The organism is Ruegeria haliotis, from assembly GCF_013377785.1.
Taxonomy (GTDB): domain Bacteria; phylum Pseudomonadota; class Alphaproteobacteria; order Rhodobacterales; family Rhodobacteraceae; genus Ruegeria; species Ruegeria haliotis.
In genome coordinates, this window is the sequence record NZ_JABXWT010000006.1 from 1 (window position 1) to 23,722 (window position 23,722).

The following is a 23,722-nucleotide window of genomic DNA, read 5'->3' on the forward strand; positions in this document are numbered from 1 at the left end:
ACGGAACTCTGTCTCCTACTCGTGGGGTCGGGCCCATTCCTGCCGTTGGCCAACTGGTCAAGATGCTGCGGTGCAGCCCGCATACCCGACATTCGCTGCGTGCGCGACATCTGGAAATGATCGAACTCACACAACGCGGACAAAGCTGCCGTTTATACCAAAAGCTAAGTTCCAATTTCTTGTTAGCTAGGGCTGGCTTCGGGGTTTGGAAAATTCAAAATCGACAAAGTAAGAAAACAAGAAAAGACAAGCATTGGTACTCCGGCCCAATACGCATCTCCGGGATCAACAATTACTTGGAAAACCCCTAGGGCACCGATCGTAAGGCACGCTGCCCAACCGCTTCTCTTCACCCACTTATCCAGAGGCTTACGCCGGAACTTTTGATAAATAATACAAAAGGTTATCGCGAAAGGAATAAAGGCCAGTACGATACCTGCTGCTCCGATTAGTATGTCAGTGGTGGTGCCTCGCCCTGAGCCCAAACAATCGGTCATTTCACACAGACTCAGCGTACCAAACGTCGAAAAGAGCAGTGTCGAAGCGATGAATGTAGGGATTATGAAGAACAGAAATTTCACACTAATTTTCCACTTGTTCAATTTCTGTCTATATATATGCAGGACCTCGAATTCCTTGCAAGCGTCACTTCTGGGCTCTTCGCTGACTTTCTCTGCAAACAGGATCAATGCCTGCTACCAGACAAATTTAAGTGATGGTGCGTGAGGTTCACAGTGGAGCTGATCACTCTAACTAAGCTCGCTTCACATAACACCTGCTTTGCGATATTCACAATTCGTTTTGGAGTCATCAAACATCCGTGGGTTGCAGAGTGTGATGCGCTCAAAGTCTTGCCTCGGTGCACAATATCCGCAACACAATAAGTATGAAAAATAATTGTAGCTTGGAGTTTCAACAGAGGGAATTTAGTTTAGCGTAAACAATTTTTCCACGAAAACGCAAAACAACATGGGATGAAGGGCAGCTTCAAGCCTCGTAAAGGTGCTTCCGCACAGTAGGATCGATCCTATTACTTTGGGCAGGGTAGATACCGCAAGCGGCAATAGCCTCGCGCGCTGATACGCGCTCGTGCAAGCGTTTCCAGATTGTTTTGGCAGCGTAGGGGTGCGGGTATGGGCGCCATGCAACGCCCATGGTCATGCCTCGCAGATACTTCAACTGCTGACGGTGTGCGGAGTATAGGATGGTATTGGCTACGCTGCCTTCGCGCGCCAGCTCGTGTTCGGTCACGAATATCCTGTTTCCACGCATTGTCACCAAGCCAGCGTAGCGCGATATCTGGTGCGTGCTTTTGTCTGGTGATGTGGCAATTTCTCGGGAACGGATCGTGATAAGCCCATCAACTTCCTGAATGCGTATCAACGAACAGAAGATCCGTCCTTCCCACGATGGCGTGCAGAAATATGAATGATAGAAACCTACGTAGCGCCTCAGGTTTTTCTGCTGACCCCGAAAAGGATCCAGAAACGCATCTGTGGGTGTTTTACCAATTTGCGGCAGAACACCGTTTAGCATGCGTTCGAAGCTTGCAGTATCAGCGAACAGCTCAGCTTCTGTCAGGTCGAAATGGCGTGCAATCCGACGCATGTTATGGGCCGAAGGCAGGCTAGAGCCATTCAGGTAGCGATTGAATTGCTGTCTGTTGACGCCGATATCGCGACAAATCTGTGAAATATTGCCGTGTTCTGCGCACAGTGATTTTAAGTTGGCGGAAAAATACTCTGACACAGACAAAACCTTTCGCGTTTTGACGCTATGTCGCGACAAATAGCATCAATTCGCACAAGATCGCACAATTTGTTTTTCCTGCAAACTGCTTTCTTCTTCGACAGCAGCTCCTAACAGACAAGCCCATCAAGATGCTGATTGAGACACTAGAAAACACATGGATCACTCTCTCCGATGGGCGGAGGCTTGCTGCACGACTCTGGTTGCCCGAAACGAGTCCTGCCCCGGCCATCCTGGAATACCTACCTTACCGCAAACGCGATGGCACTGCGCCAAGAGATGAAACAACCCACACGGTATTTGCTGAGGCAGGCTATGCCTGCATCCGGGTTGACATAGCTGGCACCGGGGACAGCGAAGGGCAATTCGACGATGAATACTCTGAGCAGGAACTACGTGATGGCGAGGAAGTCATAGCCTGGATTGCCGCGCAGGATTGGTGTGACGGCCATGTCGGGATGATCGGAATATCGTGGGGCGGATTTAACGGCTTACAACTGGCTTTTCGCCAACCACCAGCTTTGAAGGCTGTGATCAGCGTCGCTTCGACCGTGGATCGCTATGCGGATGACATCCATTTTATGGGAGGGTGCCTGCTGAGTGACAACATGAATTGGGGCAGTCAGATGTTTGCATACCTGACCCGCCCCGCAGATCCTGATCTTCGTAAGGATTGGCGCGAGGACTGGCTAAATCGCCTGCAAAACGTCCCGTTCTCTGCCGCGGTCTGGTTGCGCCATCAGGTGCGTGACTCATATTGGCAACATGGCTCGGTTTGCGAGGATTGGTCCGCAATCCAAACCCCGGTCTTGGCAATCACAGGTTGGGCAGATGCATACGTCAATGCGCCCCCGGCTTTGGTAACCAACCTGACAGTGCCAACCAAAGCCGTCATTGGGCCGTGGGAACACCGCTATTCGCACATCTCGAATCTTGACCCTGCAGACTTTCATTCCGAAGTCATCGGGTGGTTTGACCGCTGGTTGAAGGGACAAGAGAACGGTGCCGAGGACTTGCCTGCGTACCGGACATACATGCAGGAACACTTTAATCCGACAGCGCATAACTGCGCGCGGCAAGGTCGCTGGATTGCAGAGACGACTTGGCCGTCGCCCTATGTATCTGAAAAAGTCTGGCATCTCGCTTCCGGCGGGTTTTCTCTGGAACCGACGGCTGGCACCGTCGCTATTGCGTCGCCTTGCCATATCGGAAGGGAAAGCGGGTACTTTTGTCCAGGCATGCGGATCGACAACGAACTTGCAGGGGATCAGGCAAGCGATGATGCCTTGTCGGTTTGTTTTGATAGTGAGCCGCTGCAATCACCACTGGAACTGATGGGTCGCGCGCAGCTGACGTTTCGGTTTTCAGTGGATCAGCCTGTTGCTCAGCTTGCCGCGCGGTTATGCGATGTTTCGCCTGAAGGTGTTTCGCAACGGATCAGCTATCGGTCGTTGAACCTGTGCCATTACCGCAGTCACGAAGTACCCGAAATCTTACAGCCAGGTGAGATTTATGAGGCTGATATTGCCCTGAACGAATGTGCGCATCACTTGCGTGAGGGTCATGTATTGCGGTTGGCTCTGTCGACTTCTTACTGGCCGATCGTCTGGCCAACGCCACATTCTGCCGAAGTGACATTGCACTTGCAGGACTGCGCCATCCACCTGCCAGTGCGCGAAGTCACGCACGAAATCCAAGCCGCTGAACCCGGTCCAGCGCAGGATTTTCCAGTTCTTGCAGCCGAGCAATTGCGCGCGCCTTCGTCACAATCCGAACGCGCCGTGACGGAAGACGGTCGAATGGTTCTGGAAACGTTTGATGATTACGGCAAAACGCGCGACCCCTACCATGATCTGATTGTCGGCAGTGACGTGCGTATGCTCTACCGCATTCACCCCGATGATCCGACAACCGCGCATTTCGAGACCGCTTGGAGTTTTTCGTTCGAGCGCGAAGATTGGCAGATCGCCATCTCGACCGAGTGCCGCATGCGTTGCGACACACAGAATTTCTACCTCAATCGCAAACTGCGCGCCACTGAAGGCGCAGACGAAATCGAAGTCCTGACAAAGGAATGGTCCGAAACCATTCCGCGCGGATTTCTCTGACTTAATCCAAGGGAGGATACTATGAAGATCGAATGGACACAGGCCAATGTTGGTCGCCGCAGATTTCTGAAGGGCGCAACTGCTCTTGGGGCAGCCACAGTGCTTCCTATGGGGTGGGCGAACCGTGCGTTCGCGGCGGATGACGGCGTTTTGCGGGTGCGGGCCTATGGCGATGCGCAAAACATGGATCCGGCACATTCAGTTGGTGTCGTTGAAGAAGAAGTGCATGCCTCCATCTACAACAAGCTGATTCAGTACAAGCCCGGCAATGAATGGGGCTGGCAACTAGATGCGGCTACGATGATCGAGCAGGTGAATCCAACCCACATCAAATTCGCATTGCGTGACGATATCGGATTTACCAACGGATTTGGCGCCATGACCGCCGAGGACGTCAAATTCAGCATGGAACGGATCGTGGACGACGCGACCGACAGCCCGAACAAGCCCGACCTGGGGCCATTCAGCCATGTCGAAGTGACCGGCGAACGTGAGGGGACAATTGTTCTGAACAGCCCGTTCGCACCGATCTGGTCGATCGCCCTGCCTTACATTACGGGCAACATCGTCTCGAAAGCAGCGGTAGAAGCCGCCGGCGGCCGGATCGGTGCTGACCCGGTCGCGGAATCCGGCCCTTACCTGCGGGACAGTTGGTCGCCCAAGGAAAAGACTGTCCTCAAGCGTAACCCAGACTGGAAAGGGGATGCCCCCACTTGGGACACCGTTGAGATCTATCCGATCGATGATGAAAACACCGCCGAAATTGCGTTTGAAGCGGGTGAGCTGGACATGACCCGCGTATCGTTGGCTTCGGTCGAGCGTTATCGGGCAGGGGTTCCAAATGGTGGATCGCTGGTTGAGAAGCCTTCGCTCTATTATGTCTGGATGGGAATGAACGTCGAGCATCCGAAGCTGCAAAATCAAAAACTGCGGCAGGCGATTCAACACGCGGTGGACGTACCCAGTATTCTGGAGGCCGCGTATTTTGGTGCTGCTGAACCAGCAACAGGTATCATCGCACCTGGCCTTGCCGGGCATCGAGCGGAATCGCTTGTGCCGCCTGCGGCCAATTTTGAGAAAGCGGCACAGCTGCTTGCGGAATCCGGTGAAACCAACGTGACGCTGACGCTTGATACGCTGAACAAGACGACATTCACAACCACAGCGCAGATCATTCAGGCGACGTTGGCACAGATTGGGATCACGGTAGAAGTGAACGTTCTGGAATCCGGGGCATTCTGGGCGTCTGGTGACAATGAGAACCTGCAGCTTGTTTTGAACCGCTTTTCAATGACACCAGACCCATACTATGCGACGTCGTGGTTCACACCTGAACAGATCGGAAAATGGAACTGGGAACGCTTTAACAGTCCTGAATTCAACGAAATTCATGAATCGGCAGCTGCTGAAACGGATATCGCAAAGCGGGCAGAGATGTATCAGCGTGCACAGGATCTGATGGAAGAAAGCGGCGCCTACCGCTTCATCACCCACGAGGCGACACCGGTCATTCACAGCGCGCGTGTCATTCCTGCGCTGCGCCCAGATGGCCTGTCATTGCTTCGTTATTTCGGCAAGGCGACCTGACCTCCCCAGGTCGGCCGGGTACGGCGGGCAGTTGATGTTTACCGTACCAAACTAACGCCATCAAGCCACAAGGAGCCAGTTGGCCATGCTGAATTTCGCAACCCGTCGCTTCGCGCTGTCGCTGCTTATCCTGTTCGTGGCGGTCACCGTCATGTTCCTGATGATCCGCGCCGTGCCAGGCGATCCGGTCCAGATCATGTTGGGGCCCCGCGCCACGCCCGAGCTTCAGGCCCAGCTAACAGCGGCGCTGGGGCTTGATCAACCGATCTGGAAACAGCTTCTGATCTTCTACGGGAATCTCTTACAGGGTGACCTTGGAACCGATGTCTTTTCGGGTCGGTCCGTGACTGACATCGTATTCCAGCAATTGCCCTTCACTCTGGAACTGATTTTTGCGTCGATCCTGTGGTCTGCAACACTGGGCATTGCGCTTGGTGCGTATGCGGCGGCGCATCCCAACACGTTAATCGATCGGGTCGCCGCTGCAATATCTGTCAGCTTCGTCGCTGCCCCGGCCTTTGTTGTCGCGCTTTTGGCGCTTTTGGTTTTCGCCGTGCATCTGCAATGGTTCCCCGCCATTGGCGCGGGAGAAGGGTTCTGGGACCGCCTCGATCACCTCGTCCTGCCCGCTTTCGCCATCGGACTAAGCTGGGTTGGTTATATTGCCCGTCTGGTGCGAGCCTCGATGCTGGAAGTCATGGGTGAAAGCCATGTGCGCACAGCCCGGGCCTTTGGTATCGCCGAACGCCGCGTGGTCATGGTTTACGCATTGCGGATCGCCATTCTGCCAGTGGTTACCGTGATCGGCGTCGGGATGGGCTTTCTTCTCAGCTCGGCCGTTTTTGCTGAAATCGTCTTTGCCCGCCCAGGTCTGGGTAAGTTGGTGATCGATAGCATTACAACCCGTAACTACCCAGTTGTTATGGGCTCTGTCCTTATTTCAACGGCGTTGTTCGTGGTGTCGACCGCATTGGCAGATCTGATCAATGCGTTGCTCGACCCACGTGCACGCACGGCTCATTGAGGAGGGACAGTCATGGAAAAATCTCGTTCCGAACTTGGCCAGATTATTGTCGGAGTCGCGCGCGATCCACTTGGTTTGATGGGATTGATCATTGTCGGTGTGATCGTTTTCTGCGCAATCTTCGCCTATTGGATTGTGCCTTATGACCCGATTGCGATGGATATCAAATCCCGCATGCAAGGACCGTCCACCGCGCACCTGCTGGGCACAGATCAGCTAGGACGCGATACGTTTTCGCGGGTTATCGCCGGGGGTCAGGTCGCGCTTAAGGTGGCGTTGCCGGCTGTTTTTGGCGCGATGGCGATTGGCCTGACGCTGGGCATGATTGCAGGGTATGGGCCCAAATGGCTCGATAACCTTCTGATGCTGTTTTTCGACACCATACGGTCTTTTCCGACAGTGATGTTCGCGCTTGCCGTTGTGGCCCTGATCGGGCCCAGCCTGCAGACGGTGGTGTTCGTCGTCATGGCGACTTCGATCCCAACCTATGGGCGCGTGGCGCGGACCCAGACAATGACGCTACGCAATTCAGAGTTCATTCTGGCCGAACGCTCGATGGGGGCCAGCATGTCCCGCATTTTGGGCGTTCATATGCTGCCTAACATTATTGGCGTTCTGGCGGTGTTGGCAGCCATGGACATCCCCACGGTTATCGCACTTGAGGCAGGTTTGTCCTTTTTGGGTCTGGGCGTAAAACCCCCGACACCCAGCTGGGGCTCCTTGCTGAAGGATGGGTATTCCCTGATCCGCCAGACGCCTTGGCTGGTGGTGGGCGGAGGTCTGCCGATCATTCTGGCAACGCTTGGATTTACCTTCCTGGGTGAAAGCCTGCGCGATGTTGTTGACCCGAAACTGAGGAAACAGCGATGACCGAGAAACTTCTGGAAATCGACCACCTCTGCGTGGACTATGAAACTGGCCGTGGCGACCTCAAAGCACTGAGGGACATTACATTCAACGTCAACAAAGGTGAGATCGTTGGCATCGTCGGGGAATCCGGGTGCGGCAAGTCCACCTTGATCTCATCCATCCTGCGCCTGACCGCGCCCAATACGCGGTTCCGCGAGGGAGAGATCAGGTTCAAAGAGCAGGATTTGCTGCAGGCGTCAGAACGACAGATGCGCGATCTGCGCGGTTCGGACATATCCATTGTCTTTCAGGATCCAATGCAAACACACAACCCGGTTCTGACCATCGGGCAGCAGATGCTGGATATTCAGCATCGATCCAAACAGTCAAAGGCTGACAAGTTGTCCCATGCGGCCAAGATGTTGGGTGCGGTCGGTATCCCCGATCCCGACGCGCGTCTGAAGCAATACCCGCATGAATTCTCAGGCGGGATGCGCCAACGGATTGCCATCGCGATGGCGTTGATGTCCGAGCCCGACTTGCTGATCGCGGATGAGCCCACGACAGCACTGGATGCGACGCTGGAGGTGCAGATCATTGAGCGCCTGCAAGAGTTACAGCGCGAATTTCACTGTGCCATCTTGTTCATCTCGCACCACCTGGGCGTTATTGCAGAACTCTGTGACAGGGTAGTGGTGATGTATGCTGGCGCGGTCGTCGAAAGCGGGGAGGTGCGTGAGATTTTCCACAATCCCAAACACCCATACACACGCCGCCTGATCGAGTGCGACCCCGGTCACATCAAGGAACGCGCCCGCATTTTGCCGACCATTCCCGGCGAAGTGCCTGATCTGGCCAATCTGCCAGGGGGCTGCATTTTCCGGGATCGTTGTGATCAAGCCATGGCACGATGCGCCACCGAAGTGCCGCCGCTGGATCAATTGAAAGAAGGCCATCACGCCGCTTGCTGGCTGAACCATGCGGAGGCCACATCATGAGCTTGCTGAACGTTGTCGATCTGAACACCAGCTACGGGCCCATAAATGTGCTGGCCGGCGTCAGCTTTACAGTAGAACCCGGCGAAACCTACGCGCTGGTAGGTGAAAGCGGGTCTGGCAAAACGACGGTTATTCGCGCCATTGCCGGGCTTGCGCCTGCTCAAGACGGCTCTGTCACCTTCGAAGGTCAAGAAATTCGCGGTGCTCCAGAAAGTGTCATGCGCCCGCTGCGCAAAGACATGGCGATGATGTTCCAGGACCCAGTGGGGAGCCTATCACCGCGTCTGACTATCCGCAGCCTGATCACCGAACCCTACCGCATCCAGGGCATGAAAGACCGAGATCTTGATGCCGAGGCCAAGCGTTTGTTGGCAATGGTGAACTTGCCCACGCATTTCGCCGACCGCTATCCTTATCAGCTATCAGGCGGGCAGGCGCGGCGTGTGGGCGTGGCACGCGCGTTGGCTCTTGAACCCAAATTGATCCTCGCGGATGAACCGACTGCAGGCCTCGACGTGTCGGTGCAGGGCGAACTCTTGAATCTGCTCAACGATCTGCGCGAACGGCTGGGTCTGGCGATGGTGATCATCACCCATAACCTCAGCGTCGTGCGCCACGTGGCCGACAGAATGGGTATCATGTATTTGGGCCGGTTGGTCGAGGAAGGCACAACCGAGACGATCTTCAACAATCCGCGCCACCCCTATACCCGCTGCTTGCTAAGTGCCAACCCAGAGCCGGACCCGGATGCACGATTGGAACGGATCGCCCTAAAAGGTGAACCTCCCAGCCTGCTCAAGCGCCCTTCGGGGTGTGAATTCCGCGAACGCTGCCCCTTTGCCAAGGACATCTGCACCCAGACCCCACAATGGGAAATGAACGGCGACCACGGGCTGCGTTGTCTGGCCCCGTTGTCGTAATAGGGAATCCAATGCCAAGCACACTTTTTTTCAACGGCACAATCCTGACCATGGATCCGCAGAACTCTGTGCCTGAGGCTGTTCTGACCGAAGGAAACAAAATCCTGGCCGTGGGCTCCGAGGCTGAATTGCGCGCACGCATGGCCGCAGATGCTCGGGAGCACGACCTGCAACATCGGACGCTGATGCCCGCGTTTATCGATCCACACGGGCATTTCCCGGATCCCGGGTTTATCCGGCTGTTCCGTGTTGACCTGTCTTCGCCCCCTTTGGGCAATTGCAGGGACATGGCGCAAGCGCTGGACAGGTTACGAGAAAAGGCTAGCGCAACGCCCGAGGGTGAATGGATCATGGGGGTGTCGTTTGACAATACGTTCATTCTAGAAGGCCGAATGCCCACCCGTGCAGAGTTGGATGAGGTATCACAACGTCACCCAATCTGGGTTATTCATGCGTCGGGTCACAATGGCGCGGCCAATTCCCTTGCGCTTGAGAGGCGCGGGATTAATCGTCAAATGCCTGACCCAGAAGGCGGCCGCTTTGGCCGTGATCCTAATACCGGAGCCCTAACAGGATTGATCGAAGGGCTATCTGCCATGGGTGAGATGGGCGACACTGATTTCCTGATTGATCGCGAAAGATTCTGGCAGGGTTTTGACGCCTGCCGTGACGAGTATTTGACCCATGGGGTGACCTATGCCCAGAATGCCTGGGCTTCGCAAACCATGCTGGATCATTTCGCCAGCTTGCCCGCAGATCAGGACCCGGGAATTGATATAGAGCTATTGCCTGTCGCAAGTCTGGAGCCAGAGCTCAGTGCGCACTGGATCGGCAGCAATTGGCCCGGCAACCCGCATTTCACACTGGGTCCGCGTAAACTGTTTACTGATGGGGCCTTTCAGTTGCAGACCGCGTATCTGTCAGCCCCGTATTTCAAGCCAGCTAATCCGGATCGCCCGTATGGGATGATTTATACCTCGCAAGAGCAATTGGATGCTGATGTCGCCAAGCTACATAGCAGGGGCTTGCAAATTCATTGCCACTGCAATGGTGACGCCGGTGCGGAGATGTTCATCGACGCGGTCGAAAAAGCTCTTCATGCATACCCACGTGAAGATCATCGTCATACCATCATCCACGGTCAGGCCCTAAGGGACGATCAGTTAGAGCGTATGGCTCAGCTCAGCCTTACCGTTAGCTTCTTTCCAGCACATGTATATTATTGGGGAGATCGCCACTACGACACCTTCCTGGGACCCGAGCGGTCCGAGAGGATATCTCCAGCAGCGTCAGCAGAACGGTATGGCGTGCGATATACGATCCACAACGATGCCTCAGTCACGCCGACACGCCCGATCCATCTGGCCCATTGTGCCGTGAATCGGACAACCGCTTCGGGGCGCGTGCTCGGTGAAAATCAGAAGATCAGCGTTCTTTCTGCCTTGCGCGCCCAGACCATCGACGCCGCCTGGCAGGTCTTCAAGGAGGACCAGCGCGGATCTATCGAACCGGGTAAGGTAGCTGACTTTGTTATCCTTTCGCGTAACCCACTAAATGCACCTGAGCGTCTGACCAATACACAGGTGCTCGAAACAATTCGTGGCGGCCAAAGTGTATTTGCCGCAACGCATACCGAACAAGAATTTGAGCACACTTGATGGCGAACAAGCGAATTGCGATTGCTGGATTTCAGCATGAAACCAACTGTTATGGTGCAACGAAGGCCGGCCTAATCGAGTTTGAGATGGCTGATTCTTGGCCAGGCATGTTGATCAGTGCACAGGTTATCTCGGAAACTGAAGGCATGAACCTGCCTGTCGCTGGCTTTACCGAGGCTGCTAAGGCGACAGGATTTGAAGTCGTGCCGATATTGTGGTGCTCTGCCGAGCCGTCCGCACAAGTATCTGATCATGCCTTTGAGACGATTTGCGGAATGCTGTTGGATGGAATTTGCAAGGCTGGTCAGATAGATGGCATCTATCTTGATCTCCACGGGGCAATGGTTACCGAAGCCTTTGCCGACGGTGAAGGTGAGATTTTGCGTCGCGTCCGTGAAATCGTGGGCCCCGATGTTCCTGTGGTTGCAAGTTTGGATCTACATGCCAACGTCTCTGCGCAGATGGTTGAACACGCGGATTACCTCTCTATTTTTCGCTCCTACCCTCATTTGGATATGGCAGAAACGGGGGCACGATGCGTTCCTGTCCTGCAGCGCTTGCTAGCGGGTGAAACACTACACAAAGTGTTCCGGACAATGCCGTATCTCATCCCTTTGCATGCGCAACATACGGGTTCCGCGCCATTCAACGAAATCTATCAGTTGCCGGTAAGGTTCGAACGGCAGAAAATCCTGGCAGAAATTGCTCTTGGTTTTACTGCGGCGGATTTTCCCGACACCGGCCCGTCCTGCGTTGCCTACGCAGCCAGAGCCCAACAAGCCACCGTTGCCGTTGAAGAGATCGTCAACTTGTTTGTGGCCCGGGAAGCAGACATTGATTGCTCAATGTTGTCTCTGGAAGAAGCTGTTTTGATAAGCCGCCAAAGTCGGGAAAAGCCGGTTGTTCTTGCCGATGTTCAGGACAACGCTGGTGCAGGTGGGACATCTGACACCACGGGGTTGCTGGCAGTACTGATTGAAAGTGGGGCAAAGAGTGTCTTGATGGGTCTCTTCCATGATCCGGAAAGTGCAAAGGAAGCCCATGTGGCGGGTGAGGGGGCTCTGGTTAAACTGGCAATCGGAGCGAAGTCCAACCTGGCAGGGCACGTTCCGGTCAATGCAGAGTTTGAAGTCCTGGCTCTGGGTGATGGCGCTTGCCGCTATACCGGAGAAATGTATGGCGGCGGTGTAGCAACCCTCGGTAAGACAGCTGCGTTGCGTTTAGTAGGGCACGAGGCAGAGGTTGACCTGGTCCTCACAAGCATACGCAACCAGTGCCTGGATCGCGCACACTTTACTCATATCGGACTAAACCCGAAGAATTACTCGGTGATTTGCGTTAAGAGCACCACCCACTTCCGAGCAGATTTTGAACCTATTGCAGGAGAGGTTTTTGCAGTCTCTTCTCCGGGTGCCTTCCTCTGTGACCTCGAAAAAATCCCTTACACTTGTATCACCAGAAGGCTGCCGAAGACCCGTGAAACTGTTTTTGATACAAGTAAAGCTGACAGCAAAAAGAAAATTCTCATTCTATGAAGTGTGCCTATTCAGGCATCGAATAATGAAGGCTTGTGATGCCAGAGCGTTGAATGTTTGACGCAACTGGCTGGAAACGCTTTTGGCTTGTGCATCGAAACAGGCGATTACACACAAAGGTAACGACTGTCAGTTCCAATTCGCTCCTGAAGCGGCACCGCTCAAGATGGGATCTATCAGGACAATTTTCGTGGTGTCTATGATGACGTTACCAAAGAACTAACGGATGAATGGAAAGGTTTTGAGTCGCAAATGGCAGGGTTGGTGAGCCAGAGAAATACCTGTTCGTTCAAAATCAATTGTTTAGTCGGCGATTAATGGCAAAACTATGTGTCGCCCGACATCAATATAAAACGCCAGAGATGTTTGACTTTTCCGTCACAACATTGACCCAAATGCCTATTGAACCCAACTTGGCATGGGCCGGCCGCTTCATCTTGGCGGCTAACACGGCGCTAAGATTTGTGTGATAGGCGAATCTCAAAACTCAACTTGGACAAAGCGGTCAATGGAAACGGGCGCTTCTTGAGCGGTTCGAGAAGCTCAGGGTTCCCCTATATTGAGAGCAGCGCGATACTCAGTTTCGACTCTTGATAGAATCGTTACACCCTGCCCATAGCGGTCCTCCACTGTTATATCGATGCTGCGCTGCAGGCCGCCACCTTGAGCAGGATTAGCAGTTCCTTCTTGGTTTGGAAATTTGACGGCGACGAACTTCCGCTACATCCCAGAAAGGCCTGCATTGGTGTTTAATAGAAACTGGCGGAAAATCGGGCTGCTTGCAGCCCCTATGCCACGGGCGTTCTCTCCAACTGCTGCGGCTTCCACGACCGGGGGGATCAGACCGCGTTTGTCCTGATTGATCAAATAGCGGCGAACCCTTGCCACCAGTTCTTCTCTTACGTCCGGCGGAAACGCCCCGTCGATGAAAATGGCCTCGAAGTCGATGACGGCACAGATTGAAAGAGAAGCCTTGGCCAACTCCTGTGCGGTCGTTCCAATCCATGGCTCGACATACCGTGAAATGCTGCTCCAGTCCTGCGGCTTCTTCCAGAGAATCCCTGGATCGACCCCCCCTTCGATCAGCCTGTCCTCAAGCAGAAACAGTGAGGCGGTGTCGATCAGTTGCTGGCTTTCACCCAATGGACCCGTCGTGCGCATCGCGCCCAAGGCACCAGCATTGCCTTGGTTGCCTTCAAACACGGTGCCGTTCAACGCGACTCCACCGCCGATCATTGAACCAATGAAGAAATAAAAGTAATCGCGATACTCAGCCCCACGACCATAGAGATGCTCCGCGTGACACGCAGCCGTCGCGTCGTTGACTACAAAAACCGGCAAGTCGCTGAACTTTGCAACCTCCGAGAAGAAGTTCACGTTTTTCCAGGAGCTAAACCTCTTGGCCGCAAGCCCAGACAGGTCGTGCCATTTCCAAAGTTCGAACGGTGTACCGATTCCAATCCCGCATACGCGATCACGAAGCCTCTGAGGTTCTTGGGAGAAGAGCGTTTCCAAGCCAGATTCCAAAAACCCGAAAACGGCCTCTGGCAACGGATAGTCATAGGTCGTGGAAAGTTGGCGGCGTGGCCTGCCGGTAAAGTCGATCAATAGCAGATCGGCACTGCGTCGCCCTATCTTCATCCCGACTGACAAAATGCCTTCCGGATTTAGCTCCATTGGGATCGAGGGCTTCCCAACTTTTCCTCGCAAAGGGGCTCCGCGCTTGAGAATCTGGTCTTTTTCGAGTTTGCGCAAAATGATTGATACGGTCTGAGGAGACAGACCTGTCAACCGCGCAACGTCGGCACCTGCCGCAGGCCCATGCCGTTGTAAAACTGTTAAAATCAGGCGTTCGTTGTGGTCTCGAACACCACTTTGGCTTACGCCCCCTGTCAGTATTCTCAGCGCGTCTTTCTCCATAACGCAAAACATAACCACCTTGTTTTACTATGGAAAGGCAGTCGATCAAGTTAATAAATAAACTTTATTTATTTATTGACAGGGAGACCAGAATCACAGTTTCTTGAATGGGGCCTTCATTAGCGGATGGAGGTAGGCCTCGTTGGTACGCCGCTCGGGGCAACAACAATTTTCTGGGAGGACAAATATGAGAAATCTATTCAGGATTGCCGCATCTGCGACTGTGCTCACGATGGCAGCAGCCTCTGCTCAGGCGGCCGGAGAAACCGTCTGCCTGATCACGAAGACTGACACCAATCCATTCTTTGTAAAAATGAAGGAAGGCGCGACGGCCAAGGCCGAAGAGCTTGGAATGACACTGAAGGCCTTTGCCGGTAAAATTGACGGCGACCACGAAACTCAGGTTCAGGCCATTGAAACTTGCATCCTCGATGGTGCAAAGGGAATTCTACTAACTGCATCGGACACGAGCTCGATAGTTCCTGCGGTCCAACAAGCGCGGGATGCAGGACTTTTGGTCATTGCGCTGGACACACCGCTCAGCCCGATCGATTCAGCTGATGCAACCTTCGCAACGGATAACTACAAGGCCGGACTATTGATAGGGCAATGGGCAAAGGCGAAAATGGGTGAGGCAGCGGCGGATGCAAAAATCGCGACGCTTGATTTGAATGTCAGCCAGCCAACTGTGGACGTTCTGCGCAATCAAGGCTTCCTCGACGGTTTCGGAGTGGACTTGGCTGATCCCAATGTCATCGGCGACGAAACGGACGCGCGGCTGGTTGGTAGTGACGTGACCGACGGCAACGAAGAAGGCGGGCGCCGCGCCATGGAAAATCTTCTGGCTAAGGACTCGACGATCAACGTTGTGCATACGATCAATGAACCGGCAGCGGCGGGCGCTTACGAGGCCCTGAAATCCATTGGACGTGAAAACGATGTTCTGATCGTTTCAGTCGATGGCGGGTGTCCCGGCGTACAAAACGTTCAGGCCGGTGTAATCGGCGCCACAAGCCAGCAATACCCCTTGCTGATGGCTTCGCTTGGTGTTGAAGCCGTAAAGAAATGGGCAGACGAAGGCGTGAAGCCTGAAAACACACCTGGAAAAGACTTCTATGATACCGGTGTGGCGTTGATTACTGATCAACCCGCCGATGGTGTTGAATCGATTTCAGTCGCAGAGGGCCTGGAACTCTGCTGGGGCTAAGTACAAGCCCATTTGGTGAGGCGCATATGAGCGCCTCACCATTGCTTTAACCAGCAATCCGAAACTTCCTGTAAACTGACCTCGTGACCCCAATGCAAGCCACGAAAGGGTGAGATATGTCTGAAACAAACCAAAGCACCCCGGAATTTGAAGCCGCCGCAAGCAGGGCAGAAACCGTCGCGGAGTTTGAGGATCATCGGCGCGGCGTATTGGGGAAGTTGCAGCACCTTCTCCATGTCAATCCGTCCCTTGTGCCTCTTATTGTCTTAGTCGGCGCGATGTTGGTTTTTGGCCTGCTTTTGGGCTCAAAGTTCTTCTCGCCTTTCGCGATGACGTTGATCCTACAGCAGGTTCAGATCGTCGGCATTGTAGCCGCAGCACAGAGTCTTGTAATTCTGACCGCTGGCATCGACCTGAGCGTCGGTGCGATCATGGTTTTTTCTTCGGTCATCATGGGACAATTCACATTTCGTTACGGCATTCCAGTGCCAATTGCCGTTATGTGCGGACTTGCTGTTGGAACCTTGATAGGGGCACTCAATGGTTGGCTTGTGAGCCGTGTTAAGCTCCCCCCTTTTATTGTCACACTTGGAATGTGGCAGATCGTTCTGGCAACCAACTTCCTATATTCCGCAAACGAGACCATTCGTAGTCAGGACATTGAGGCAAACGCTCCTTTCCTTCAATTTTTCGGCACCAAGTTCAGCATCGGTGGGGCGACTTTTACAGTTGGCGTCATCTTCATGCTCGTTCTTATCTTCGTGCTGACCTATGCACTCAAACACACTGCGTGGGGACGGCATGTCTATGCTGTAGGAGATGATCCTGAAGCGGCTGAACTGTCCGGTGTCAACGTCCATAAGACCTTGATGTCAGTTTATATGCTCTCCGGCCTAATCTGCGCGTTCGCCGGCTGGGCTCTGATCGGCCGTATCGGGTCAGTCTCTCCAACTTCCGGCCAATTGGCCAACATCGAAAGTATCACTGCGGTTGTGATCGGGGGCATCTCACTGTTTGGCGGGCGGGGATCAATTCTGGGATCGTTGTTCGGAGCACTGATCGTTGGGGTATTTACTCTTGGGCTGAGGCTACTGGGCGCAGATGCGCAGTGGACCTTCCTGCTCATCGGTCTTCTCATTATCGCAGCGGTCGCAGTCGACCAATGGATCAGAAAGGTATCGGGCTAATGTCAGACACAACACCCGTCGTCCAAGGCCGCGGAATCGTGAAGCGCTATGGCCACGTGACCGCCATTGACCATTCCGATTTTGAACTGCGTCGGGGAGAAATACTTGCGGTCATAGGGGACAACGGCGCCGGAAAATCATCCATCGTCAAAGCGATCTGCGGCGCCACGATCCCGGATGAGGGCGAGATTCTGATCGAAGGGAAGAAGGTTAATTTTACCTCTCCGATCGACGCCCGGAACATGGGGATCGAAATCGTCTATCAACAACTTGCTATGTCTCCTGCCCTGTCGATTGCCGACAACATGTTCATGGGGCGCGAGATCCGGAAACAAGGCTTTATGGGCAAATACCTGCGTCAGCTTGACCGACCCGCCATGGAGAAGTTCGCCCGTAAAAAACTGACCGAACTTGGCCTCATGACCGTTCAGTCGATCAATCAAGCGGTTGAGACACTGTCGGGCGGTCAGCGCCAAGGCGTTGCCGTTGCGCGCGCCGCAGCCTTTGCGACCAAGTTCATCATCATGGACGAACCGACGGCTGCACTGGGGGTGAAAGAGAGTCGGAAAGTTCTCGAACTCATCCAGGATGTGCGCGGGCGTGGCATTCCGATCATACTTATCAGCCACAATATGCCGCATGTCTTCGAAGTTGCTGACCGCATCCATGTGCACCGGTTGGGCAAAAGGCTCTGCACAATCGATCCCAAGGACTACACGATGTCCGATGCCGTGGCCTTCATGACCGGTGCCAAGGAGCCCCCGAAAGAGGACGCCGCGTGATCGAGCAGGACGTAATGCGCGTTTGCGACCTGATCTTCTCCCGGAGGCGGGTTGGGGTTCGGACGATTGTCGCAATCGCTGGCCCGCCAGCATCCGGCAAGTCGACCCTGGCAGAAGCCGTTGTGCAATCGCTGAACGCACAACAGGGTTCCGCGGTTCCATCAGCCACGCTGGTACCCATGGACGGCTATCATCTGGACAATCGCGTGCTTGAGACGCGTGGTTTGTTGGCGAGAAAAGGTGCGCCAGAAACCTTCGACGGAGTTGGGTTTTGCAATGCAATCAGAGGACTGCAGTCTGCGCAACAAGAGTCCTTTCACCCCAAATTTGACCGCCAAATGGATCTGGCCAATGCCAACGCGATTGCTGTTCACCCAGAAACTCCAACTATCGTAGTTGAGGGAAACTATCTACTGATGGATAGCGACCCGTGGAGAACATTGGCGGATGTCTATGCTGCAACGGTTTTTGTCAGCCCAACTTTGGAAGAACTCGAAAGCAGGCTACAACACCGCTGGATCAAGCATGGATTTGGCCCCAAAACCGCGATGCAACGCGCGAAAACGAACGATCTGCCCAATGCTAGACTTATCATCAGTGATAGCAGGAAAGCCGATCTTACATTGAACCAAAATTACACCGAATTCGGGACGCGCTACGCGTTCTGAACCCGCACAATGGATTCCGAAGTGATCCGTTGATGCTAACGCCCTTGGGCGGTTTCAAGTGCAATCAAAATCACCCCATACATGATGAGGAAAACTCATGAGATTCTTCGTGGACACTGCAGAAGTAAACGACATCAAAGATCTGATAGATTTCGGATTGTTGGATGGGGCATTGCCAGGTTGCTCGCCTGACTTGACCGGGCTATCTGCGGGTCATGAACATTCCGACCAATATGCCGCGCCTGAAGGGGTTCCGCTTTCCTCGTGAGATCTTGCTTGGGTAGTCTGGGCGTACCACCGCTTCGCACTGAGCACGGCAGATGTTGAAGACCTGTTGGCGGCGCGGCGCGTAATTGTAAGCCGGGAATCGATCCGGCTATGGGTCAACCGCTTTGGGCAGCATTTTGCAGACTGCATTCGGCGGGACCGCCCGCGGCCGACCGACAAGTGGCACATGGACGAAGTCGTGATTTCGATCCGCGGAAGAAAACACTGGCTGTAGCGCGGTATCGACGCAAATGGCGACGTACTCGACGTTCTCGTGCAAACACGCCGAAACGCAAAGGCAGCAAAGCGGGTTTTCCAAAGGCTGATAGCACTATTCGGCGAGCCAAGAGTCCTGATCACAGACAAGCACCGCAGCTACATCAAGCCGGTCAATAAACTGGCCCCCGAAGCTGATCATCGCGCCCACAAAGGCTTGAACAACGCAATCGAAGTGTCGCACAGGCCGACCCGGAAGCGAGAGAAGATGTTCGGGCGATTCAACTCACATCGGCAAGCACAGAGGTTTCTGTCTGCGCATGACCAGATCAACCTAATCTTCCGTCCTCGCCGATATCAACTCACCGCAAACTCATACTGACACGCACGCTCCGATGCATTCAAGCTTTGGGGTGAGTACACCGCTGAAATGGCAGCTTGAGTGCTGCGAGACAACATTTTTCATGCAGCCTCAATTAACTTGGCAATACCGAGGCCACATGTAGAGCGTTTCGCCTCGCCACGCGTGGCGCGCGGGATAGTTCGATGGGTTTTGCCAACACGAAGATAGCATCGCAGGGCGAGCTTAAGTTTCGATTAACTCCTTGCGGCCGGGTGTTGCCAGTTCTTCACGGCGTCCGCCGTGACTGGGCAGAAGCTGGGTTTCACGCGGACTAGGAGCTTCTCGTTGAAATCATGGGCGGAGCCATGGTGGGGTACACATGTTGCAAAGTCTTGGCCTTTGAGGGTTCAATTCTCGGTCGCCGTAACAATGATTTCAACCTTCAATGCTTCTCGCGCCAGTTTTGCCTCTCCGCAGGCGCGGGCAGGTGCGTGAGCGTCTTCGACCCATGCATCCCAAACAGCGTTCATTTCAGCGAAATCTTCCATATCCGCCAGCCAAACAATGGCTTGAAGAATGTGGTTCTTGTCTGACCCGGCCTGCTTCAGCAACGCGTCGATCCGTGACAGGCAGTCTCGGGTCTGCTCAGCAGCAGTTTCGCCGGCCCCGACCTGCCCACACAGATAGACTGTACCACTGTGCTTGACGATCTTGCTCATACGTGGGCCGGTTTCCATGCGGGTTATGGTCATCTGTAGAATTCCTGCTGTGTGTGTTGATGAGATTGAGTTACAAAACTTTTCGGTCATATCGATCGATGCGAAAAGCATCCAGCACGAAACTGGATTGCCCGTTCAGCACCAAATCGGCCATGACCTGTCCAACCACCGGCCCCATTTGGAACCCGTGCGCGGAAAAGCCAAAGGCATGAAAAGCGCGCGTTGCGTTCACTGCTGGTCCAATCACAGGAAGATTGTCTGGCATATACGCCTCAAGTCCCGCCCACATGCGATTGATGGCAGAGCGTCGCATAATCGGAAAAAATTCGACCGCTGTGCGTGCAGCATTGGCCAGTTTGGAATAATCCAACCGTGTGCGATTATTGGCACGATCGGCAAAGCCCTTGGCCCCACCGCCTATCAGAACAGTGCCATTCTCGAACTGCTTGAAGCTGAGTTGCCGGCTGACCGCCCCAACAACCGGTTTGGCAAAATGCGGCATCCGGGCTGTGATCATCAGCATTGGCGCTGCATGGCTAAGCGGGACGTTGTCGCCAATCATCAGTGCAATCCTGTCAGCCCACGCCCCGGCACAATTGACAACCGTATCCGCCTCGAACCGGGTGGTAGTGCCCTGCGCAAGCCAACTATCCCCGACCCGGCGCAGGTTGAGCACTTCCTCACCCGCGACGATTTGTGCACCGTGGCGCTCTGCCGCAAGGCGGAAGGCATTGGTGGCCATGTAAGGGATCGCATATCCATCCAGATCAGAGGTCACACCGCCCACACAATCAGGGTTCACGTGCGGCAAGTGTTCCCGCAGCTCGTCGCGGGAGATGATGCGCTCATGGGTGTAACCTTCGCAACGCATCATCGCTTTGCGCTGGCGCAGAGTTTCCATGTCCGCCTCATCCAACGCGATGTTGATCATACTCTGGCGTCGAAATCCGGTGTCCTGGCCCAGATCGTCCGACAAGGTTTGCCACATCTCCATCGAGGCCTTGGACAAGGGAACTTCGGCCATATCCCGACCCAAAAGGCGCACGCCGCCCGCGTTCACACCCGACGCGTGACGCGCGATGTAATCCTTTTCCAGAACGACTACCGATGCGCCCTGACGCGCCAGATGGTAGGCTGTGGCGCAGCCTTGAATGCCGCCACCGATGATCAGAACATCCGCATTCATTCTGCCGCCTCCGCTGAAACCGCGTGGAAACGGCTCAGTTCGTCCAGCGTCAGCAAACGCTGCGGGCTGCGCAGGCGATAATATCCGACTGCTTCCGCCGGCTCTCCCCGCCAGTCCGACAGCAGCTCTGTCAGGACATGCCCGCATTGGCGGCCCTGACACGGGCCCATGCCGCAGCGAGTCAGCATCTTGAGGGCGTTCGGGTCTCGAGCACCCTGATCAAACCCGGCACGCAATTGGGCGAGGCTTTGCTCTTCACAGCGGCAGACCAATGTCGTTGGGACGTTTGGCAGGCGCAAGGCCTTGGTTGGTCGATACAGTCGGTCGATGAAGGCGCGGAAAGGTGCCATCGCGGCCAAAGCACCTAGATCTGCAGCCGCAGCATTGTCGCGGTCGGTTCGCGGCAATCGGCCTAGTCGATGAAGAATGTTCAACGCCGTCAACCGCCCTGCCGCCCGCGCACCATCCGCACCGACTATCCCTGCGCCGTCCCCGGCGACGGAAACATGGGGCACCGAAGTCTGACCGAACGCATCGGATTTGACCTGCCAGCACAGTTGTTCGGGGTTCCATTGATGTTCAAGATCCATTGCCCGGGTCATGTTCAGGTTGGGTTGAACGCCGTGATGCAGAAAGATTGTGCGTGCCCCGATTTCATGGCTTGTGCCTCCAGCGATGAATCGCAAACCTATGGCGTGCTCGTCCCCGAGCACTTGCAGCGCGCTAGCACCACGAAAAAACGGCACGCCAGCATTCCGAATTTCACGCAAAAGAGACAGCCCCTTTTTGAGCAGCGGCAACCGGCGCAGGGCGCGGGGCAACATTGGGGCTGCGTCAAAATAGTTGCTGCGAGGGGTAGTATCGACCAACGCGGCCACCGGCACACCAAGCCTAAGGTATTGCGCAACGATCAGGTACAGCAATGGACCTGACCCCGCAAAAATGGCCCCTTCGGCCACGGTGGCGTCGGATTTAAGCATGACCTGCGCTGAACCAGCGGTCATCACACCGGGTAAAGTCCAGCCAGGGATCGGCATGGGTCGTTCCATCGCGCCAGGGCACAACACTATTTCCCGGCAATGCAGCTCATGTGTCTCGCCCTGACGGGAAAACAGGATACGACTGTCGTCGCCCACATGCCACACATCCGCCTGTGTGAAATGAGTGGCGTCGGCCTGTTCGAATGCCGCAACCAGTGCCGCCCCTTCGGTATAGTCGGAACCCAGTACCTGAGTATCGGGCAATGGGCTGTCGGTAACGGCACGGTATATTTGCCCCCCCGCCCGTCTGCCCCGGTCTAGGACCGCTATACGGGCTCCGCGCTTTGCCAGTTCAATAGCAGCGGACATGCCCGCTGGCCCGGCGCCGACAATGGCGCAGTCAAACGCAGGCATCGCTGGCCTCTGTCATTTCTGTAATATCTTGCGTCGTGACGACCATACCTTTGGAGACCCGTCGCAAGCAGGCCTGCTGATTGGGGAATCCGTCGATTTCCACCATACATTCAAAGCAGACGCCCATCGCGCAATACGCGCTGCGGGCTTCGGCGGACAGAGCGGCCCGCCGGGTGATCGATTGATCGTTCAGCGCCATGACCGACCAAACCGACTGTCCAACAAAGGCCTCAATCAGTTCACCGTTTACCGTAAGCTGGACCCGTTCATCATTGGGATTGCGCAAGGATTGAAACATCTGTGGGCTCCGGTTTAGGTGTTGGGGGAAAGGAGCCGGGAGGAAGCTCCTTTCCCGTGGTCAAAACAGGACCGGCTTAGTTGCCAATCTTGTCAAGGATCGACTGACCCCATTCCTGACCGACGTCTTCAAGAACCTGCGGCCAGACTTGCGCGCGGACATGCTCGGCCGTTGCAACCAGTTCTTCGTCGCTCAGTGATACGATCGTGGCACCATTTTCAGCCAGTTTCTGTTCAAACGCGCCTTGGTCAACCTCAGCCGTTTCCCAGCGCTTAGCTTCGAACGCCACGGCAGCCTGTTCCAGTGCGGTACGGTCTTCATCACTCAACCCAGCCAGCGCGCCCGAGTTGATAATCATGTACCAAACCTCGAAATGCGTGTTCACCGGTACGTAGGTGGTGGTCACGTCGCGGAACGATGCATAATACCCTTCGGCACCCGAGCCAACGACCCCGTCAACGACGCCGGTCTGCACTGCAGTGAAGGCTTCAGAGAATGGGATCGGCGACGAGATGTATCCCAGCGCGTCAGCGGTCAACTGAAAGCTCTTGATGCCTGGTACGCGAACTTTGATGCCTTTGGCAGCTGCCGGGTCACCGGGATTTACCGCGTCAGTGTTCAGCGCCACACCACCGAAATAGACCGGATAGGCCGCCAGCATGGTAATATCCTGCTTGGCGTACAGTTCTTTCATTGCGTCATAGATCGCGCCACCGGGGCCATAGATATTTTTGGCTTCGGTCCAATTGGAAGCCACGTAAGGAAAAGCCGAGATTTGCATACGGCGATCCACAGCAGTTGCAGCCGGTTGCACGGCCATGTCGATCGCGCCAACCGAAATGCGCTCTTGCACCGATGTATAGTCCCCCAAAGCCGATGCCGGGAACAGGTTCAGTTCAAGCGACCCATCGGTGGCACCCGACAGACCTTCGGCAAAAGCGCGCAGTTCGTTGTCGATGGTCGCGCCTTGCGGACGGATATGGCTAATCTTCAGTGTATCGGCTGCAGCGATGCTGGCGATTGCCAGAACGGCCGCGGCCATTGCCGTAGATTTCAGGAAGTTCATCATTGGGTTGGCTCCTCCAGGTGGATGATGAGTAGGGTTGA

At 54.9% G+C, this 23,722-nt stretch carries 20 protein-coding genes and 2 pseudogenes; 14 read left to right on the forward strand and 8 right to left on the reverse strand.

Translation table 11 applies throughout. The features are described 5' to 3' along the window. Positions 1-987 precede the first annotated feature (987 nt). Positions 988-1,749 (reverse strand): helix-turn-helix transcriptional regulator, encoded by a 762-nt coding sequence (locus HW561_RS12400; RefSeq protein WP_176865215.1) that lies wholly within the window; start codon positions 1,747-1,749, stop codon positions 988-990. A gap of 131 nt (positions 1,750-1,880) precedes the next feature. Here HW561_RS12400 and HW561_RS12405 point away from each other — a divergent pair, with 131 nt between their 5' ends. The 8 genes from HW561_RS12405 (at position 1,881) to HW561_RS12440 (ending at position 12,428) form a co-directional block, all read left to right on the forward strand. Continuing rightward, positions 1,881-3,857: a CocE/NonD family hydrolase gene (locus tag HW561_RS12405; protein ID WP_176865216.1), complete on the forward strand. Its 1,977-nt coding sequence runs from the start codon at positions 1,881-1,883 to the stop codon at positions 3,855-3,857. 21 nt (positions 3,858-3,878) lie between these two features. After that, positions 3,879-5,444, forward strand: a complete 1,566-nt coding sequence (locus HW561_RS12410) for an ABC transporter substrate-binding protein (RefSeq protein WP_176865217.1) — start codon at positions 3,879-3,881, stop codon at positions 5,442-5,444. 85 nt (positions 5,445-5,529) lie between these two features. Next, complete coding sequence (locus HW561_RS12415) at positions 5,530-6,468, forward strand: ABC transporter permease (RefSeq protein ID WP_176865218.1); 939 nt, start codon at positions 5,530-5,532, stop codon at positions 6,466-6,468. 12 nt (positions 6,469-6,480) lie between these two features. Beyond that, positions 6,481-7,338: an ABC transporter permease gene (locus HW561_RS12420; protein WP_176865219.1), complete on the forward strand. Its 858-nt coding sequence runs from the start codon at positions 6,481-6,483 to the stop codon at positions 7,336-7,338. Further along, positions 7,335-8,315, forward strand: a complete 981-nt coding sequence (locus HW561_RS12425; protein WP_176865220.1) for an ABC transporter ATP-binding protein — start codon at positions 7,335-7,337, stop codon at positions 8,313-8,315. Before HW561_RS12420 ends, HW561_RS12425 begins: the two co-directional genes overlap by 4 nt. Beyond that, entirely contained in the window at positions 8,312-9,235 is a 924-nt protein-coding gene (locus HW561_RS12430; RefSeq protein WP_176865221.1) for an oligopeptide/dipeptide ABC transporter ATP-binding protein, read from the forward strand. The genes HW561_RS12425 and HW561_RS12430 overlap by 4 nt, the downstream gene beginning before the upstream one ends. 11 nt (positions 9,236-9,246) lie before the next feature. Next, positions 9,247-10,893, forward strand: a complete 1,647-nt coding sequence (locus HW561_RS12435) for an amidohydrolase (RefSeq protein ID WP_176865222.1) — start codon at positions 9,247-9,249, stop codon at positions 10,891-10,893. Next, positions 10,893-12,428: a M81 family metallopeptidase gene (locus tag HW561_RS12440; RefSeq protein ID WP_176865223.1), complete on the forward strand. Its 1,536-nt coding sequence runs from the start codon at positions 10,893-10,895 to the stop codon at positions 12,426-12,428. Before HW561_RS12435 ends, HW561_RS12440 begins: the two co-directional genes overlap by 1 nt. Before the next feature lie 720 nt (positions 12,429-13,148). On the opposite strand, the gene HW561_RS12445 is transcribed toward HW561_RS12440, so the two are convergent. Continuing rightward, positions 13,149-14,105, reverse strand: coding sequence for an ROK family protein (locus HW561_RS12445; RefSeq protein ID WP_408015387.1), 957 nt, complete (start codon positions 14,103-14,105; stop codon positions 13,149-13,151). Between the two features lie 57 nt (positions 14,106-14,162). Continuing rightward, positions 14,163-14,360, reverse strand: a pseudogene (locus HW561_RS24290) (winged helix-turn-helix domain-containing protein); the annotation flags it as partial. A 220-nt stretch (positions 14,361-14,580) separates the two neighbouring features. Between HW561_RS24290 and HW561_RS12450 the strand changes: the two are divergent. The 6 genes and pseudogenes from HW561_RS12450 to HW561_RS12475 all read left to right on the forward strand — a co-directional run bounded on the left by HW561_RS12450 (position 14,581) and on the right by HW561_RS12475 (position 19,057). Further along, entirely contained in the window at positions 14,581-15,555 is a 975-nt protein-coding gene (locus HW561_RS12450) for a sugar ABC transporter substrate-binding protein (RefSeq protein WP_235962893.1), read from the forward strand. 116 nt (positions 15,556-15,671) lie between these two features. Then, entirely contained in the window at positions 15,672-16,742 is a 1,071-nt protein-coding gene (locus tag HW561_RS12455; RefSeq protein ID WP_176865226.1) for an ABC transporter permease, read from the forward strand. Further along, positions 16,718-17,524, forward strand: coding sequence for an ATP-binding cassette domain-containing protein (locus tag HW561_RS12460; protein ID WP_176865228.1), 807 nt, complete (start codon positions 16,718-16,720; stop codon positions 17,522-17,524). Before HW561_RS12455 ends, HW561_RS12460 begins: the two co-directional genes overlap by 25 nt. A 179-nt stretch (positions 17,525-17,703) precedes the next feature. Beyond that, positions 17,704-18,192 carry a nucleoside/nucleotide kinase family protein gene (locus HW561_RS12465; RefSeq protein ID WP_211198625.1) on the forward strand — a complete coding sequence of 163 codons (489 nt, stop codon included), beginning with the start codon at positions 17,704-17,706 and terminating at the stop codon, positions 18,190-18,192. Positions 18,193-18,289: 97 nt separating this feature from the next. Beyond that, entirely contained in the window at positions 18,290-18,460 is a 171-nt protein-coding gene (locus HW561_RS12470) for a hypothetical protein (protein WP_176865214.1), read from the forward strand. After that, a pseudogene (locus tag HW561_RS12475) lies at positions 18,408-19,057 on the forward strand (IS6 family transposase). The gene HW561_RS12470 and the pseudogene HW561_RS12475 overlap by 53 nt, the downstream one beginning before the upstream one ends. Before the next feature lie 368 nt (positions 19,058-19,425). Here the strand turns inward: HW561_RS12475 and HW561_RS12480 are convergent. The 5 genes from HW561_RS12480 to dctP all read right to left on the reverse strand — a co-directional run bounded on the left by HW561_RS12480 (position 19,426) and on the right by dctP (position 23,684). Continuing rightward, entirely contained in the window at positions 19,426-19,770 is a 345-nt protein-coding gene (locus HW561_RS12480; protein WP_176865229.1) for a RidA family protein, read from the reverse strand. Positions 19,771-19,807: 37 nt separating this feature from the next. After that, on the reverse strand, positions 19,808-20,923 hold the full coding sequence (locus tag HW561_RS12485) for an NAD(P)/FAD-dependent oxidoreductase (RefSeq protein WP_176865230.1): 1,116 nt from the start codon (positions 20,921-20,923) through the stop codon (positions 19,808-19,810). Beyond that, complete coding sequence (locus HW561_RS12490; RefSeq protein ID WP_176865231.1) at positions 20,920-22,317, reverse strand: NAD(P)/FAD-dependent oxidoreductase; 1,398 nt, start codon at positions 22,315-22,317, stop codon at positions 20,920-20,922. The genes HW561_RS12485 and HW561_RS12490 overlap by 4 nt, the downstream gene beginning before the upstream one ends. Then, positions 22,304-22,615: a (2Fe-2S)-binding protein gene (locus HW561_RS12495; RefSeq protein WP_176865232.1), complete on the reverse strand. Its 312-nt coding sequence runs from the start codon at positions 22,613-22,615 to the stop codon at positions 22,304-22,306. The genes HW561_RS12490 and HW561_RS12495 overlap by 14 nt, the downstream gene beginning before the upstream one ends. 76 nt (positions 22,616-22,691) lie before the next feature. After that, a complete protein-coding gene (gene dctP / locus HW561_RS12500) occupies positions 22,692-23,684 on the reverse strand; it encodes a TRAP transporter substrate-binding protein DctP (protein WP_176865233.1) in 993 nt (330 codons plus the stop codon). Between the last annotated feature and the right edge of the window lie 38 nt (positions 23,685-23,722).

What these genes read in the sequence shown, in the direction of transcription:
- HW561_RS12445 (WP_408015387.1), bottom strand. Translation starts at nt 14,105, where the DNA reads ATGGAGCTAAATCCGGAAGGCATTTTGTCAGTCGGGATGAAGATAGGG.
- HW561_RS12465 (WP_211198625.1), top strand. Translation starts at nt 17,704, where the DNA reads ATGGACGGCTATCATCTGGACAATCGCGTGCTTGAGACGCGTGGTTTG.
- HW561_RS12435 (WP_176865222.1), top strand. Translation starts at nt 9,247, where the DNA reads ATGCCAAGCACACTTTTTTTCAACGGCACAATCCTGACCATGGATCCG.
- HW561_RS12440 (WP_176865223.1), top strand. Translation starts at nt 10,893, where the DNA reads ATGGCGAACAAGCGAATTGCGATTGCTGGATTTCAGCATGAAACCAAC.
- HW561_RS12480 (WP_176865229.1), bottom strand. Translation starts at nt 19,770, where the DNA reads ATGACCATAACCCGCATGGAAACCGGCCCACGTATGAGCAAGATCGTC.
- HW561_RS12460 (WP_176865228.1), top strand. Translation starts at nt 16,718, where the DNA reads ATGGATCAGAAAGGTATCGGGCTAATGTCAGACACAACACCCGTCGTC.
- HW561_RS12430 (WP_176865221.1), top strand. Translation starts at nt 8,312, where the DNA reads ATGAGCTTGCTGAACGTTGTCGATCTGAACACCAGCTACGGGCCCATA.
- HW561_RS12420 (WP_176865219.1), top strand. Translation starts at nt 6,481, where the DNA reads ATGGAAAAATCTCGTTCCGAACTTGGCCAGATTATTGTCGGAGTCGCG.
- HW561_RS12485 (WP_176865230.1), bottom strand. Translation starts at nt 20,923, where the DNA reads ATGAATGCGGATGTTCTGATCATCGGTGGCGGCATTCAAGGCTGCGCC.
- HW561_RS12455 (WP_176865226.1), top strand. Translation starts at nt 15,672, where the DNA reads ATGTCTGAAACAAACCAAAGCACCCCGGAATTTGAAGCCGCCGCAAGC.
- HW561_RS12415 (WP_176865218.1), top strand. Translation starts at nt 5,530, where the DNA reads ATGCTGAATTTCGCAACCCGTCGCTTCGCGCTGTCGCTGCTTATCCTG.
- HW561_RS12410 (WP_176865217.1), top strand. Translation starts at nt 3,879, where the DNA reads ATGAAGATCGAATGGACACAGGCCAATGTTGGTCGCCGCAGATTTCTG.
- HW561_RS12470 (WP_176865214.1), top strand. Translation starts at nt 18,290, where the DNA reads ATGAGATTCTTCGTGGACACTGCAGAAGTAAACGACATCAAAGATCTG.
- HW561_RS12425 (WP_176865220.1), top strand. Translation starts at nt 7,335, where the DNA reads ATGACCGAGAAACTTCTGGAAATCGACCACCTCTGCGTGGACTATGAA.
- HW561_RS12450 (WP_235962893.1), top strand. Translation starts at nt 14,581, where the DNA reads ATGGCAGCAGCCTCTGCTCAGGCGGCCGGAGAAACCGTCTGCCTGATC.
- dctP (WP_176865233.1), bottom strand. Translation starts at nt 23,684, where the DNA reads ATGATGAACTTCCTGAAATCTACGGCAATGGCCGCGGCCGTTCTGGCA.
- HW561_RS12405 (WP_176865216.1), top strand. Translation starts at nt 1,881, where the DNA reads ATGCTGATTGAGACACTAGAAAACACATGGATCACTCTCTCCGATGGG.
- HW561_RS12495 (WP_176865232.1), bottom strand. Translation starts at nt 22,615, where the DNA reads ATGTTTCAATCCTTGCGCAATCCCAATGATGAACGGGTCCAGCTTACG.
- HW561_RS12490 (WP_176865231.1), bottom strand. Translation starts at nt 22,317, where the DNA reads ATGCCTGCGTTTGACTGCGCCATTGTCGGCGCCGGGCCAGCGGGCATG.